Genomic DNA, 16189 nt, shown 5'->3' on the forward strand with positions numbered 1-16189 from the left:
TCAGTTCCGCCTGACGGTGTCGAGGATCCCGACGAATGCGTCGATCATCGCCGCCGAGGCGAAGTGTTCGGCCACGTGTGTTCGCCCCTCCACTCCCATCTTCGCTGCGAGCTCGGGGTCGGCGAGCAGACGTGCGATGCGGTCACCGGCGGCGACGTGATCGCCCGGCTCGACGACGAATCCGGTCACCGCATCGGTGACGACACTGGCGGTTGCTCCGACGTCGGATGCGATGATCGGAATCGCAGCAGCGGATCCCTCGATCAGGGCACGGGGCGTTCCCTCCGCATGGGCAAGGTGGACGACGACAGCCGCACGCTCCAGTTCGGCGGCGACGTCGTCGGTCCAGCCGGCGAACTCGACGTCGACCTCATCGAGAGCGGCGGCGGCCGCGACCCGCTCGCGCTCCTCGCGCTCGTCGGGTGTGTTGACTCCGCCCACGATGCGCAGACGAAGTCGACGTTCGAGGATGCGCTGCGCCGCGGCGACGGCGTGCACGTTGTCGACCAGACCCTTTCGTGGGAAGAAGCCGCCGACCGACAGCACCAGGTCGGGTTCAGCGCCGGCTCGGTCGAGGGTCGTGAACGGGTCGAGCTCGAGCCCGATCGGGACGACGTCGTCGAGACCGGCCGATGTCGAGGCGACGGCTTCCGACAAGCCGACCCGCCTGGTCGCGCATCGCGCTGCGAGCCTCGACAGGCGGCCGAAGTCCTGTTGGATCTGGACGTACCAGATCACCGGGGCGACGATCCGGTTCGTCGCACCGAGGAGCAGGACGGAGCGGATCGAGTTGGCGAGCACGGCGTCGACCTCGAGCTCGCGGCATCGTCGAGCGACTCGCCAGTTCGTCGCCAGCGCAGCCGCCGCGCTGCGCAGCTTGCCGATGACCCCGTCGTGCAGGATCGTGCGGTCGTAGCGCCGCAGCGACGGCGGTTGCCTCACGATCGACGTCTCGAAGCCGATCGCCTCGGCGCGCTGCAGGAAGGGCCCGTCGTCGACGCTGATCACCACGGCGTCGTTCCCGGCCTCACGGAGACCGTCGAGGAGTGCCAACGACGTCAGTTTGGCCCCATAGATCCCGTGGGGTCGGTCGTCGAACAGGGCAACGCGCATCAGCCGACCACCTCGGTGCGACAGGCCTCGAGCGAAGCGTGCCACGAAGCCGGGATCGGCCACACCGTTGCCAAGGTCTCCAGGTCGCGAACCCATCGGTCGACGGCTTCGCCCGGAACGGCGTCGGCGGCCGGAGGGCCGGCGGGGCGACCGACGACGGCGTTGCGAAGTCGCTGCTTCGCTGTGGTCGGTAGCCGGTCGATCGCCGAGGCGACAACGGGAGCACGGGACGCTCGAAGCGCTGCCTTGCCGACGGCGCCGAACCGGACTCGGCCCGAACGATTGACCGCACCGACATCGTGCCAGTCGTGACGGTCGAGGCCGACGAAGCGGCCGATCGTGTCGAGGGTCTCGGTCCGCCGGTCGGTGAGTTCGTCGAAGTCGATGATCAGGACGTCGTCGATCGTGTCGCCCGCCGCGGCGAGGAAGGGCATGACCTGTCCGGCGTAGCAGCTCATCGAGACGTACTGCCACAGGTGATGCCAGCCGCTGCGGCGACCGGTGAGTTCGTCGTCGATGGCCGTCGAGAAGTCGACGGACTCCAGGCCGCGTCCCTGCTGGTAGCGGTGCGCTGATCGCGCACGTCGGAGCGGGTCGCGGAGCACGATGATCACCTTTGGAGCAACCGGGCAGGTCGCCTCGATGGACGCCAGCGCCTCGGCCGGATAGAACGCCGTCGAGATCGACGCGTCGATGCGCACCCGAGCGCTCGTCATGGCCTCGGTCTCGAACAACTCGCCGTAGCGGTCGGCGGTGGTGAGTGCACGACTGTTGATGAGGCGGTCATCTTCGGGCCCGCTGAAGTCGAGCGTTCGACCTCGGAACGCGAGATAGTGGGTTTCCTTCGGCTCGGTCACGGCGACGTGCGGATGGGTCGCAAGGGTCTGCGCGAGCAGACTGGTGCCGGCTCGGCCCACGCCGGCCACGAGGAGGTTCGGTCCGGCTGCCACTACGACCAGCCTGCCAGCTCCAGGCCGGTGAGGCGCCGCAAGCGGTCGTTCGGTTCTCGGAAGCGTGCGCGCAGGTCGGCGATCACGGCGGGGTCGGGCGGCGGTGCGGCGGTCGACGAGCGGTTCAGCTTCCGCGCCGTCGCCGTCACCCTCGCCCGGGCCCCGCTCGGCAGGCGGCGTGTGATGGCCCGGACGGGCCGCGATCGTCCGACGGATTCGAGGGCAGGAAGACGGTTCACGGCAGCTTCGTTGACGACCGCAGTTGCAGCGACCGACATCGGTTCGAGCCCGAGGAACGTGATCACACCGTTCAGTGTGGCGTCGGGGTCCGAACGGAGGTCGTCCATCGTGACAACGTGGACTCGGTCGACGCCGACCAGATCGTGGAGTCGGGTCAGCTGGTCGGCATACAGGCCGCGTCCGACGTAGGCGTTGTGTTGGTATCGGTTGAAGTCGTCGGCGAGTCGTTCTGGTTCGAGGGCGAGTGCATCGGCGAACGTAAGCGAGCGAGATTCTCGTCCGACGGACTGCTGGAACAGGTACGCCGAGTAGGCGCGAGCTGACGGCTCGCGCAAGGAGACGACCAGCCTGACCTCCGGGTGATCGGTGACGAGGCGTTCGGCAGCGTCGGGCAGCCACATGACACCAACGCTCTTCGCGAGCACGGTCGTCCCTGCTGGAACGGTGCCGAACGCATCGTCGTAGGCCCGCTCGAAGTCGACTCGGCCAGGCTCGACGAAGTAGGCGAACTCGCGTTGCGGGTGAGTCGTGATCGAGGGATGGCGGCCGAGTGTCTGGGCCAACATCGTGGTGCCGGCCTTCTGGGCGCCGGCGATCATCACATCGATTCGTTGCGGCGTCATCCGACCGGTTCTCGCATCGCGGACGCGACACGGTTCGGTTCGAGTGCCGTCCGGTACGCCCGGACGACGGCGTCGGCGACCACGGCCGGACGACAATGAATGACGCGTCGAGGTCCGGCGACCGACTCTCGTGTGAGCAGGTCGGGACGGTCGAGCCGCTCGCCGACTGCACCGAGTAGGGCGTCGACGTCGAACTGGTCGACGACGGCGCCGGCGGGCGGCATGCCCCGCTCGGTGAGAAGGTGTCGCATCGACGGGAGGTCGAACGAGACGACCGGGATCCCGGATGCCAGCAGTTCGACCACAGCGATGGATCGACCTTCCCAGCGCGAAGGCGCCACCGCGAGCGATGCCCGGGCGATCCACGCCCTCGGGTCCTGCATCGGTTCGACGCGTACGTTCGGCGACAGTTGTCCGGATGCCTCCCCGCCGAGCAGCACGAGCGTGGCGGCCGACCCGATCGCCTCTTCCCATCGGGGCACGATCAGATCCTGGCCCTTCTGCCGAGCGATACGTCCGACACAGAGGACGACCGGCCGGTCCGGGGATCGTGGGGCGGTGACCGGGACGAAGCGTGCGACGTCGTACGGGACGCCGACCGTCGTCGACGGTGTGGTGATCGAGTGCTCGGTGGCGACGTCGGCTTCGCTCTCGTCGGCGTACAGCACGATGTCGGTGCGTCGGGCGAGCGACCGCTCGGCCGCCATGCCGATGAGGTCGCCGCGTCCGCCGGCTCGACTGCCGACCCAGCAGTGCGGCTGGTGAGCGACGAGTGCGTCGCCGAGATCGAGACGACGTGTCAGCCCCCCGAAAAACGAGTGGGTGTGGACGACGTCGGGTCGGAACTCTTGGACGGTCCGGCGGACGGCACGCAGTGCTGCCGTAAACCGGTCGGGACGCCGCCAACTCGTCGCGAACCGGGGGTCATGGCTCTCTGGACCACCGAACTGGCGCACCTCGTGCCCCATCGCTCGTTGTGCACCGGAGACCAGGCGCACCCATTCGGGGACGCCGCCGATGCCGGGTTCGAGCACATGGAGAATCCGGAGCGGTCGCGGCTCGGGCTCGGCCCGAGGTGGGGCCGGCTCGACGCTCGGGGCGACGAGCGTCGTGCCGACGCCAGATCTCGGAGGGCTCATGATCGGTGCACGGTAGATCTGGTCGACCCGTCAGGCCGGGATGATCTCGATGGCGTTGATCGAGGGCTGGTTGGCGGAGGCGTTGAGGTCGATGTCGAGGTTGCCGTCGGTGACCGTGACGGTGAACTGCTCGATGTCGGCGGCCATGGCGCCGACCTCACCGAAGATGGAGTAGTTCGCCTTCTCCGGGGCGCCGCCCTCGAGGTTGATCGAGAAGACGCGTGCGCCGGCGCTGCCCGCGCCGCCTCCGGTGGCCCCGAAGTAGACCTCGGCGAAGTGGAGCCGAACGGTGTAGGTGCCGTTCGGGACCGCCACGTCGTAGCCGAAGTTCGACGAGTTGTCGCTGCGGGTCGTGAAGTACAGGACGTCGTCGGTGGTGTTCGCGATCTGGGTGACCGCGGCGTTCGAGTACGAACGTCCACCGCTGGTGTCTGCTGCCCACACCAGCCCACCGGTCGTCACCTGCGGACCACCGGCGTTGATGCGGATGGTCGGCAGGGCCTGTTCGGGCGTGTCGACCTCGACGGCGTTGCTCGGAACGGACTCGTTGAGCGAGGCGTCGACGGCGATCACACGGTAGGCCGACGTGCCGCCGAGCGGGGCCGGGTCGGTGTAGGCCGACGTCGTGATCGGCTGACCGACGATGCGGGTCCAGGGGCCGGCGGTGGTCGAGGCACGCTCGACGTAGTAGCCGGCCACGTCGGCCGCGCCGTCGTCCCAGTCGAGGTCGACGGCCGGGTCGTCGAGGGTGCCGACGAGGTTGGCCGGCGCCGCCGGGGCGGTGTCGTCGTTCGAGTCGACGGGGACGATGTTGGTGACGAGGTAGACGTTGTCCTGGAAGTCGCAGTTGGTGGCGCCGGTGCCGCACTGGCTCGGCGAGCCGATGTAGTCGTGTCCGACGATCCACGAGCCGGGGACGATCTGTCCGTCACCGTCGATGACCGGCCACAGCTTGACGGCCATATAGGCGGTCTGGGTGGTCGACTGCCCCGACACGGTGATGCCGAAGTTGCCCGACGGGTTCGTGTTGATGAACACCGGCGTGCCGTTCGACTTGATCGGGTAGATCGCCTGCCCGTAGGCGCCGGCGTGGGTCTGCGACGCCCCGTTGATGTTGATCGTCTCGGTCTGACCGCAGCAGCCGTGGAAGGCCGCGATCTGGCGGGCGTTCACCGGCTTCGACGGATCGAGCCGCTTCCACTGGTACGAACGAACCTCGTCGCCGTTGAGCGGCGAGCCCGGGTTCTCCGAGCCGTTGCCGATCGACATGCCACTGTTCGAACCGACCGAGGTCGTCCAGCCGAACAGATCGATGATCTGGTAGAGGGCGAGCTCGTTGTTGCCCTCGGGCGACGTCATGTAGCCGCCGCGGAGGTTGATCACCGTGGTGGGGCTGGTCGGGTCGCTCGAGACGATCTCGAGGTTCGCAGTGCGCACACCCTTGCTACCCGAGTTGGCGACGAACTGGACCGTGAGGGTCGTGTCGTTGCCGGGCGTGATGGTGAGCGGGAGCGTCGGCGGGGTCACCAGCGTGAACTGGGCCGCCTGGCCACCGGTGATGTCGAGGTCGGAGATGACCAGGTCCTCGGTGCCGGTGTTGCTCACCGTCAGGGTGGCGGTGTCGTTGAACTCGAGGTTCTCCCACGAGGCGCTCGAACCGAGGCTGTTCAGGCGGTGCATCACGACGATCTCGTCCGAGAAGCCCGGGATGGGCTCACCGTTGAGTCGCGACACCTGGTCGTTGACGACGTCGATGCGAGCGAGGCTCGGCGGGACGATGTCGAACGTGATCTGCTCGGTCGCCTCGTTGCCGGCCGCGTCGGTGGCGGTGATGTCGACGGTGTGGCTGCCGAGACCGTCGACCTCGAACGGGGTCGTGTAGGCCTGCACGGTGCCGCCGTCGACGGCGTAGTTGAGGAACTCGACCTGCGAGCCGAAGTCGGACGCCGTGATGGTCACGGTGACCGGGCCGGCGAACGTGTCGGTGCCGGCGGGCACACCGTCGAGGGCGACGTCGATCGTCGGCGGGGTCTCGTCCTCACCGGCAGCGACGAACGAGATCGAGTTCACCTTGGTGTTCGATCCACCGAAGCCCGACGTCATCGTGAGCTTGCCGTCGGAGACGGTGACGAGGCCGCTGGAGGTCTCGAAGTCGCCGAGGCCGCTCGGCACGTACTCGCCGACGATGTTGACGCCTTCGACGGCGATCGAGTGGGTGGAGTCGGCGTAGTCGTTGTCGCCGACCGACACCTGCACGAAGTACTCACCGTTCGGCACGTCGTACTCCCACGTGCCGTTGGTGAGCGACTCGACGACGTCGTTCTGGATGATGTTGAAGCCCTGCAGGACCGGCTGGCCGGCCGGGCCGGTGCGGTAGCGGGCGGCGTTCGACCGGTCGGTCGGCGTGGAGCCGACCAGCCAGCCGTAGCCACGACCCGAGTCGTAGGCGAGGCCCGTGTCCGACACCCAACCGGCCGGGGTGGACGCCGCGTTGGAGGTGAAGTTCACCTGCACGCCGCCCTCCGGCGGGTCGACGACGGCCGGGGTGATCTCGACGTAGTCGAACTTCGAGTTCTCGCCGCCGTCGGCGTCGAGGGTGAGTCGCCCGTCGGTCACGGTGACCGTGACAGTCGCCGTGGCGTGCTGGCCGGCGGCGCCGTCGACACCGATCGGCTCGTGCCGGTCGATGGCAGTGACGCCCTCGACATTGATCGAGTGAAACTCGGGGTCGTTGTCGTAGTTGTTCACGGCGGCGTCACCGGCGGCGACGGTCACCGAGTAGGTGCCGTTCGCCACGACGATCTCCCAGTAGGAGTTCGTCGCGTTGCCGTTGAAGGTGCCGCTGACGTCTTCGGGCTGGACGTGCATCAGCGTGTCGAGACGCTGATCGGTGTTCAGGCCGCGGTCACGCCCGTTGGGTGTGATGTCGACCGGGGTGTCGTCGTCCTCGTCGAGCCAGCCGTAGGTGAGGCCGGTGCCCTGGTCGGCGCCGGTGCGGGCGCCGAAGGGCTGACCGAAGTCACGGACGTAGCCGGCGGGCACCGGGGCGGTCTCGCTCTGGAAGTTGACCCGGATGGTGTCGCCCGTGGGGGGCGGCGGGTCGATCGGGCCGCTGGCCGGTTCGACGTTGCGCACCAGGAAGACGTAGTCCTGGTAGTCGCCGTTGGAGGCGTCCTCGAAGGCGACGATGAAGGCGTCGTTGATGCGGCTGCCCGTCCGGGTGGTGGCCGGGTAGATGCGGGCACGGCGGATGCCGCCCGAGTCGTTCAACTCGTCCTCGGTGTAACCGATGCGGTTGAACGTGGCGCTGTCGTAGAACAGGCCGAACTCGGCGGTGCCGGGGTCGAACGAGACCCCGCCGGAGCCGACGGTCGGGAGCAGCGTCTGGTGCTGGCCGACCGAGATGGCGCCGACCACGTTGCGGTTCGCCGCGCTGCCGTCACCGGTGTACCAGCCGTACGGGATGGCCTCGTTGGGGGCGTACATCGCCACCGGGGTCATCGTGACCGAACCCGAGTTGGCCTTCACGAACAGCGGCTCGTAGGTCTCGTCGCCGCGCTCGGTGCCCGGCATGCCGCCGGCAAGCCCGGTCCAGCCGGTGTCCGCCGGGTGGCCGAGCGTGGCGAGCACGTTCGTGAGGGTCGGTTCGTTGCCACCTTCGAGCGCCGGGGCCGCGAGGCCGTACAGCGGGATGTCCGTGGTGGTCTCACCGTCGGACACCTCGAGCACCGCGTTGCGGATGCCGACGACCGACGGGTCGAACGTGACCGTGAGGGTCGTGCTCGCTCCACCGGCCAGCGTCTGGCCGTCACCGGTCGAGGCGTAGTCGACAGCGGCGCCGCCGCTGATCGACACGTCGAGGGTGATCGACGAGTCGCCGACGTTGGTGATCTCGACCGTCTGGGTGTCGGTCAGGAACTGCGGGTACTGCGACGGCGACGACAGGGCACCGGAGAAGACGAGCTCGTCCTCGTCGGCGGTGATGCCGGCCGCTTCCTGACCTTCGGGCACCCGCAGCAGGTAGAGACGCTGCTGGCTGCCGCCACGGTCGTACTGGTTGACGTAGAGGTTGCCGGTGTTCGGGTCCTCGATGATCTCGAGCGGGTCGGCGAAGTTGCCGACACCACCGATGGTCGAGTTCGCCACCCCGGTGACGCCCTCCTGGGTCTGCGCCCCGAGGATCTCACCGGTCTCGGAGTCGGCCTGGAGGAAGACGATGTCGTTGTTGTTCGAGAAGCGGATCACCAGGATCCGGCCCTCGAGCTGGCCACCGAACGTGCGGCTCTGGTACTCGATGACACCGTTCGGCGACTTGTTGAAGCCGAAGTTGTAGGCAATGCCGTCGTAGTTGGAATCGGGCTGCACGCCGACCGGATAGTTGGAGCCACCGGTCCGCTCGTTCGGGTCCTGACCGGAAGTCGGGTTGCCCGAGTGGAGCACCCACTCACAACGCTCGGGATTGGGGTGGCCGTAGTACTTACCTTCCTGCACGTCGTACAGGTGATCTTCCTGCGTGGCGTGGTTCGAGTAGGCGGGCACGTCGCCACCGGCGTACGGCTGACCGTCGATGCGGTGGTTGAGGCACGCATCGGTGTAGTCGCCGGGCACCCGGCCGGTGCGGGCGAACGAGGTCGCCTGACCGACGTCGGGGGTGACGTTCACACCGGGGCTGTTGCCGCCACCGGCGGTGCCGTTGGTGGGCACGTAGATGTGGCCGTTCGAGTGATACACGAAGTCGTAGGCGTTGCGGATACCGGTCGCGTAGATCGTGAGCGGGGCATTCACGGCGTACGGGTCGTACGGGCTCGAGACGTCGGCGGTCTGCACGTCGACGGCCGGCCCGCTCCCGATCGCCGACTGGACGGCCGGATGGTCGGGGTCGAAGCGGAGCATGGCCGCGGTGAGCAGCGTCTCGCCGCGGTCGCCCCACGAGCTGTCGGTGTCGCCGGCGGCCTGGTTGGAGCCCTGCAGGAAGTACAGGTCACCGTCGGGGCCATACCCGAGCGAGTTCGACAGGTGGTCGGTGCGTGAACGAGGCAGGTTCGTGAACACGTCCTCGTAGTTCGACAGGGTCGGGCCGGAGATGTACGACACGGCGCTGCCCCACTCGGCGGTCTCGCCGCCGATGTTGCCGGAGGCGTGGGTGACCCAGGCCGACAGGTTGCCGGCCGTGGCGCTCTCGTCGAAGACGATGCCGATGACGGCACGGCCCAGCAGCTGGGTCGGGCCGACCGCGGTGCGGTTCGACAGGGTGCCGTCGGCCGCCACGTCGTAGCGGTAGAGGCCCTGGCCGATCGTGGTCGTGTAGAGCTTGCCGTCCGGGCCGAACACCATCGAGGCGATGTAGTCGCCGGCCGCAAGAGTCTGCTCGACCTTCTGGAACGACACGCCGGTCATCGGCTCGAACTCGTCGGGCTGGACGACGACGCCGTCGCCGGTGGTGAACACACTCGTGAACGGCACGAACGGGTCGCCGGTGATCGACAGCACGTCGGAGGTCACGACGAAGCGGTACTGCCGGTCGGGCAGCAGGGTGTCGTCGGGGTCGAGTGCGATGACGTCGTTGCCGCCGGACGAGCCGACGGTGCTCGGCACCTCGGTGCCGGTGACGACGTCGTACAGGTGCACGTTGCCCGCCAGGGTGGTCGGGTCGACGCCCACGCCGACGCCGGGCACGCTGATGTCGGCAGCGACGCCGTCGGTCGGGTCGGCGTCGGCCGAACGGTTGAGCGGGCGCACCGCCGTGACGAACGGTGCGTTCGCCACCTCGACGATGTTGACGTAGTTGAGCTTGGTGTTGAAGCCGCCGATCGCGTCGATCGACAGGCGTCCGTCCTGGACGCCGACCGTGACGGTCACCTCTTCGTATTCGTCGGAGGCCGTGGCCTGGAACGACTCGATGGCGACCATGCCCTCGACGTTGACCGCGTGCTGCGAGTCGTACGCCGTCGAGCCCTGCTGGTCGCCGACCGACACGGTCACCTCGTAGACGCCGTTGGGCACGGCGACTTCCCAGCGTCCGGGAGCGGTGTTGCCGTTGGTGCCGTTGCCACCGTCGACGTCGCCGTACTGCATGTGGATGACCGTGTCGAGCAGCTGGTCGATGCCCGTGCGGTCGCGGTCGCGACCGTTGGTCGACAGGTTGAGCGGCGTGGTGCCGCCCTGCGCGAGCCAGCCGTACTCGAGGCTGCCGTCGCCCTGGTTCGCCAGGGTGCGGGTATTGAACGACTGTCCGAAGTCACGCACGTAGCCGGCCGGGACAGGGGCCGTCTCCGACTGGAAGTTGACGTCGAGTTCGAACGGCGGGGCGCCCTCGACGACGTCGAAGGTGACGGGGATCTCGATCGGGTCGTAGCCGTCGGCGTCGACCGTGACCGTCGCCGTGTACTGGCCGACGGCCAGCCCGGTGGCGTTACCGAGCAGCTGGATCTCGCTCGGCGTCGTCAGGTTCGGGGCGTTGAAGGTCAGCCAGGCCGCGCCGTCGGTGGTGACGGTGAGCGGCACGTCGAGGCCGCCGGTCTCGACCACGTCGATGAGGGCGCTGTCGCCCTCGTCGACCTCGGCCGACAGGCTCACCGAGGTGGGCGAGGCGGCCAGCAGGCCGGGCTCACCGAAGTCGGCGGTGACGCTGAAGTCGAGGAACTCGGGGTCGATGCCCGGGGTGTTGCTGCCGTTGCGGTTGGTGGCGAAGATGCCGGCGAACGACACGGGGCCGCTCTCGCCGTCGGGCAGGATGGCGCCGTCGGTGAACGACGCCGGGATGTCGAGGTGGTCGATCGATGCCTCGACCACCGGCGTCAGTGCGCCGGAGCCGAGTGCGTAGTTGGCGCTCACCTGATCGCCGGCGATGACCATCTGGAGCGTCACCGGCTCGGTGTCGGCGACGTTGAGCACGTCGAGACCGTCGGCGGTGTCGCCCGGGTTCGTGACGCCACCGATCTCACGGAGGAGCTGGATGTCGCTCACGCCGGCGGCGGTGTCCTCGGCCAAGACGAGCTTGACGTAGTTGTCCTCGTCGAGACCGAACCAGATGCCGGCCTGGGCCGAGTTGCCCTCGTTGCGCCAGGCAGCGGGATCCATGGTGGCGGTGATGACGACCTCGTCGGCGGCGCCGACGTCGACGCCGACACCGAGCGCGTTGAGCAGCGTGTTATTGTTGCTGCTCGCCGGCGGGTCGAGGTACTGGATGCCCTTGGTCGCATCGATGGTCAGGCTGCCCGCCGTCGCGTCGAGGTCGAGCAGGCCGGGCTCGTAGCCGGGCACGTTCGGGTTCGACACGGCCGGGTCACCGGTGAGGCGAGGCTCACTCGGGTCGTCGACCATCGTGAAGCCGATCGACTCGTCGTCACCGTCGACGAGACCGCCTTCGGTGCCGTCGAACGTGAGGGTGAACGGGAGCGCCACTTCGACGTCGGAGCAGTCGAGGGTCGAAATCGGCGAGCACGGCACGGCCGGCGCCTCGGTCACGTCGAGCGACACGCCGACGGTGAGGTCGGTGTAGTCGGGTGCCGTGAACTCGACGTCGCCCGACACCTCGCCGACGGCGAGACCGATGGTGTCGACGTCGAAGGTGAACGAACCGGGGGTGTCTTCGGTGACGGTGAGCCACGACAGCGACTCGGTCGCCGTCAGGGTCGGGGCCGCACCGTCGCCGGTGACGGTCACGGTCGTCGAGTCGGTCTCACCTTCGACCACGCTGAACTCGACCGGGTCGGGTGAAGCGGTCAGAGTGCCGAGTGGCGCCGACACCGTGAGGGTGACCGGGACGATCAGGTCTTCGTACGACGGATCGCTGAACGTGATCTCCGCCGTGTACGTGCCGGGCGCGAGCCCGGCCGAGTTGACGAGAACGGCGATCGTATTGTTTGCGCCGGCGAGCGTCGACAGCCAGTCGGCGTCATCGACGATGGTGAGCGACGGCGTCTCACCGTCGCCGGTGATGACGGTGCTCGCCACACCCACCGGGTCGTCACCCGGATCGAACGAGAACGACAGCGACGCAGGGTCGGCGGTCATGATGCCGAGGTCGGGCCGGATAGTGAGCGTCACCGGCACGACGAGGTCGTCGTAACCAGGCGACGAGAACGTCACCGAGGCGTTGTACGTGCCGGGAGCGAGTCCCACGGCGTTGACCGCGAAACCGGCGACGTCGTCGCCTCCGACGAGCACGCTCAGCCACGGGGTGTCCTCGACGACCGAGAGCGTCAGGGGTCCTTCGTCGCCGGTGATCGCCACGTCGGTGATCGAGATGCCGTCTTGGTCGAGCACGAACTCGACGGTCGACGGGTCGGCCGTCATCGTCGCGGGCTGTGGCTCGCTCGATGCGACGGCGGTCGCCGAGGGCGACCACGGACCCCAGTCGGTGCCGTCCCAGGCCCGGATGCGGAGCTGATACGACGAGCCGGGGTTGAGGTCGGTCACGAGTTGCGACGTGGCGTCACCGTCGCGAACGGTTGCTCCCCACTGCCACGGGCCTCCTTCGATCTTCTTCTGGATGCGGTATTCCTGCACCTCGGGTCCGATGAGGGTCGTCGGGGCCTCCCAGGTGAGCAGGATGCTGCCGACCAGCGCGCCCGACGTTGCGGTCGGCTCGGCGATCCCGAGCGGCACGCCGAGATCGGCAGGGGTGGGAGCCGTCGCGGTGGCGGCGTCGGAGTAGGGACCCCACGTCGAGCCGCTACGTGCTCGCACTCGGAACTGGTACTCGGTGCCGGGAACGAGGTTCTCGACGAGCTTGGAGGTGGCGCCGGCGTCGCGAACCGTCGCTCCCCAGGTCCAGTTCGAGCCATCGAGCGACTTCTGAATGCGGTACTCGTCGACCGGGCCGGTCGGCAGTGTCCAGGTCACCAGCACGATGCCCTCGACCGTGCCTGCCTCGGCGTCGACGTCGTTCACCGCGAGCGGGTCGCCCGGGGTGGGGGTGGCCGAGGCGACGGCCTCGGCCGAGTAGGGGCCCCACTCACCGCCGTCCCAGGCACGGATGCGGAACGTGTACTCGGCGCCCGGCTCGAGGTTCAGGATGAGCTTCTCGTCCGAGGCACCGTCTCGTTCGGTCGCACCCCAGGTCCAGTTGGCACCACCGTCGATCGACTTCTGGATGCGGTACTGCACGATGGGCGGGCCGTTGAGCACGGGCGGGATGGTCCACGACGTCAGGACGGTGCCGGGCTCGGTTCCGGGCACGGCGTCGAAGGTCGGGAAGGCGAGCGGTTCGCCGCCGGGGATCGTCGCTGCGGCGGAAGCCGACTGGGCCGACAGGTTACCGGAGGCGTCTTCCGCGGCGACGGTGAAGCCGTACTCGACGCCGGGCGTCAGGCCGGTGACGAGCAGGCTCGTCTCGGTGATCGGGGTCGTCGTGCGCTCGACGCCGAGGACGTACACGCGGTAGCCCTCGAGATCGAGGTCGCCAACGGCCTCCCAACTGACGAGGATGTCGTCACCGTCGACGGTCGCAGTGACATTGGCCGGCACGGCCGGCGGTGTCGTGTCGGCCGGCTCGGCCGGCGTGGCGTTCGCTTCGGCGCTGATGCCCGACTCGTTGCCGGTGCCGTCGATCGCCGTGACGGCGTAGTGGTAGGTGGTGCCGTTCGTGACGGCGTTGTCGGTATAGATCTCCGCACCGACGACCTGCGCGAGCGGGGCTGCGCCGAGATCGACCGGGCTCGTCTCCGAGCGGTACACGTTGTAGCCCGCGAGGTCGCCGTCGACGACCTCGTCCCACGTCAGGTCGACCTGGGCGTCGCCGCCCGTGGCGGCCACGTTGGCGGGAGCGACGGGAGCGACGACGTCGTAGAGCGCCTCGACGCCGAAGCTGTCGAACGGAACGACGATGGGAGCGTCGGGGACGGCACGGCGCTGGGTCGTGAACACGCCGGCGTAGGGCGCGGTGCCGTCGGCGGTGACGAAGCTCGCCGGGATGGCGAGGCTCGAGTCGGTGCTGTTCGTGACGGCGACCGGGGTGCCGCCGTCGACGGCGTAGGTGCCGGTCACGACGGGCGTGCCCTCATTGGTGTCGACCGTGAGGACGAGGGTCACCTCGGAGCCGGCTGCGAAGTTCGCCGAGTTGATCTCGAGCGGGCCGGAGTTCGCGTCGAGGATCGAACCTCCGGCGACCTCGGCCTGGAGCTGCACCTTGACGTTGGAGCCGTCGACCTTGGCGACGACCAGCTTGGCGAAGTTGTCCTCGTCGAGGCCATACCAGATGCCGCCCTGCTGGCTGTTGTTGCCGGCCGATGCTGCAAAGTCGATCGGATCGATGGTGGCGGTGATCACGGCGCCGCCGGCGGGGTCGACGCCGACACCGAGCATGTTGAGCTGCGAGTTGGTGTCGCTGCTGCCTTCGGGTCGGTAGTAGTTGATGCCCTTCGACGAGGTGATCTCGAGCTGGCCGTCGGTCGTGTCGACGACGAGCTGCGCCGGGTCGGAGGGAGCGGGCGACGGGCCGGGCTCGTAGCCGGGCACGCCCGGGTCGAACGGGTCACCGTCGCTCGCGAGACGAGCGGAGGGGGCGGCGGCCATCGTGAAGCCGGTGCCGACGCCGACGCTGTCGACGAGGGCGCCCTCATCCGACGACCAGTCGAGCGAGAACGGAAGCGCAACGGGGATCTCGCCACAGGTGAGCAGCGAGATGTCGCCGCACTGGGCGTTGGTGATGAGTGCGGTGGCGGGGCCGGCGGCGGGCGAGACGCCGTCGAGGTTGCGGGCCACGACGGTGTAGTCGTACGAGCCGACGACGCCGGGTGCGTCGCTGAGCGTGGTCGCGGCGGTCACGCCGACCGAGGCGCCGTCGCGGAAGACTTCGTAGTCGTCGGCGGTCGGCGAGGCGGTCCAGCTGACGTCGATCGAGCCGAAGGTGGCACCGGGCACGGCGGTGACGTCGGCGGGGGCGACGGGGCCGGGCGCCTGGACGATGTCGATGTAGGCGATCTTGGTGTTGGTGCCGGCGGCGGCGCTGACGGTGAGCTCGCCGTCGGTGACGGTGACGTCACCGGTGAACACCTGCACGCGCTCGATCGAGGCCGCCCCGGTCGGGACGTAAGCGTCGACGATGCGGACACCTTCGATGTCGAGGGTGTGCGTCTCGGGGTCGTTCCCCGGGTTCGGCTCGCCAACGGCCACCTCGATGGCGTAGTTGCCGTCGGGCACGGCGATCTCCCACGTGGCATTCGTCGACAGGCTGCCCGAGCAGCCCGGAGTGCCGCTGCAGGTGACACCGTTGCTCACGTCGCCGGACCCCATGTGGATGATCGAGTCCCGCTTCCAGTCGGAGGCGTCACGGTTACGGTTGCGTCCCATGCCCCGGATGTCGACCGGCGTGACGCCGTCGGACTCGAGGACCCAGCCGTAGGTCAGGTCGCCCTGCTCGGCGTACGGTGCGCCGACGTCGCTGACGTACGGCGACGGGGGGAACGGGCTCGGGTAGCCGCTCGGGATCGAGGTCTGGTTGTGGAAGTTCACGTACGCCTCGAACGGCACCGTGGCTTCCTGCGCCTGAGCTGCGCCGGCCGGCGTGAGCGCCAGGCCGGCCATGACGACCATCATGGCCGTGAGTACGTGAGCGACGATGCTGCGCATGCGTCGCGTGGTGTGGGGGGACGACCCCCCTGTGAGGGGTCGAGAGTTCCTCGCCATGTTCCCGCCGGTTCCTTCCCGTCGTCCACGGCAGGACCCTCGAGTGTGGCGGCATCGAGGGGTGGCCCGCCGTGTTTCTTCCGCCGGGCAGGGTGGTCGCCCGACTGGAAAGTCACGGTAATCACAACGTGATCCACACTGCAAGTGGCCGATTTGACCCTCAACACACAGTTGAGACCACTATGCGTGGTAGCGAGACCGTGCAGTGTCGAAAATCAACTCGAGCACATCCGTCGCCGGCCAGGCCGTGATTCGATCGTTTCAACGCATCGCCCCTGCTCAGCGATGCTGCCGCGCACTCGAGTGGCACGACCGGATGTTGATCGAGTCCAGAAAACCTGCACAGTCGCCAGAAGGGGGATGTACCCCGGCACATGTCACACCCGTTATCGCGCAGGCGCGCCGTTCGTTCACGTCTCGTTCACCTGCGCGTGCCAACCCTCGACCATCGGTCGAGTCAACCGAACGGGTCACTCACGTCAGCTGTCGCCGA

At 68.5% G+C, this 16189-nt stretch carries 5 protein-coding genes; all 5 read right to left on the reverse strand.

Translation table 11 applies throughout. From position 1 onward, the window contains the following. Genes BDK89_RS20290 through BDK89_RS20310 form a run of 5 tightly spaced genes read right to left on the reverse strand, consistent with a single transcriptional unit; the run spans position 1 to position 15639 of the window. Positions 1-1113, reverse strand: coding sequence for a glycosyltransferase (locus tag BDK89_RS20290; protein ID WP_166657728.1), 1113 nt, complete (start codon positions 1111-1113; stop codon positions 1-3). After that, entirely contained in the window at positions 1113-2063 is a 951-nt protein-coding gene (locus BDK89_RS20295; RefSeq protein ID WP_166657729.1) for a sulfotransferase, read from the reverse strand. Before BDK89_RS20295 ends, BDK89_RS20290 begins: the two co-directional genes overlap by 1 nt. After that, entirely contained in the window at positions 2063-2926 is an 864-nt protein-coding gene (locus tag BDK89_RS20300; RefSeq protein ID WP_133870696.1) for a sulfotransferase family protein, read from the reverse strand. The genes BDK89_RS20295 and BDK89_RS20300 overlap by 1 nt, the downstream gene beginning before the upstream one ends. Continuing rightward, on the reverse strand, positions 2923-4065 hold the full coding sequence (locus BDK89_RS20305) for a glycosyltransferase family 4 protein (protein WP_133870697.1): 1143 nt from the start codon (positions 4063-4065) through the stop codon (positions 2923-2925). The genes BDK89_RS20300 and BDK89_RS20305 overlap by 4 nt, the downstream gene beginning before the upstream one ends. Positions 4066-4095: 30 nt before the next feature. After that, complete coding sequence (locus BDK89_RS20310; protein ID WP_133870698.1) at positions 4096-15639, reverse strand: fibronectin type III domain-containing protein; 11544 nt, start codon at positions 15637-15639, stop codon at positions 4096-4098. Positions 15640-16189: the final 550 nt, after the last annotated feature.

The sequence above is a fragment of the Ilumatobacter fluminis genome, assembly GCF_004364865.1.
In the GTDB taxonomy this organism is placed as follows: Bacteria; Actinomycetota; Acidimicrobiia; order Acidimicrobiales; family Ilumatobacteraceae; genus Ilumatobacter; species Ilumatobacter fluminis.

Bases quoted from the DNA above. Each gene is read 5' to 3' on its own strand.
- BDK89_RS20290 (WP_166657728.1), bottom strand. From the start codon at position 1,113: ATGCGCGTTGCCCTGTTCGACGACCGACCCCACGGGATCTATGGGGCC.
- BDK89_RS20300 (WP_133870696.1), bottom strand. From the start codon at position 2,926: ATGACGCCGCAACGAATCGATGTGATGATCGCCGGCGCCCAGAAGGCC.
- BDK89_RS20305 (WP_133870697.1), bottom strand. From the start codon at position 4,065: ATGAGCCCTCCGAGATCTGGCGTCGGCACGACGCTCGTCGCCCCGAGC.
- BDK89_RS20310 (WP_133870698.1), bottom strand. From the start codon at position 15,639: ATGCGCAGCATCGTCGCTCACGTACTCACGGCCATGATGGTCGTCATG.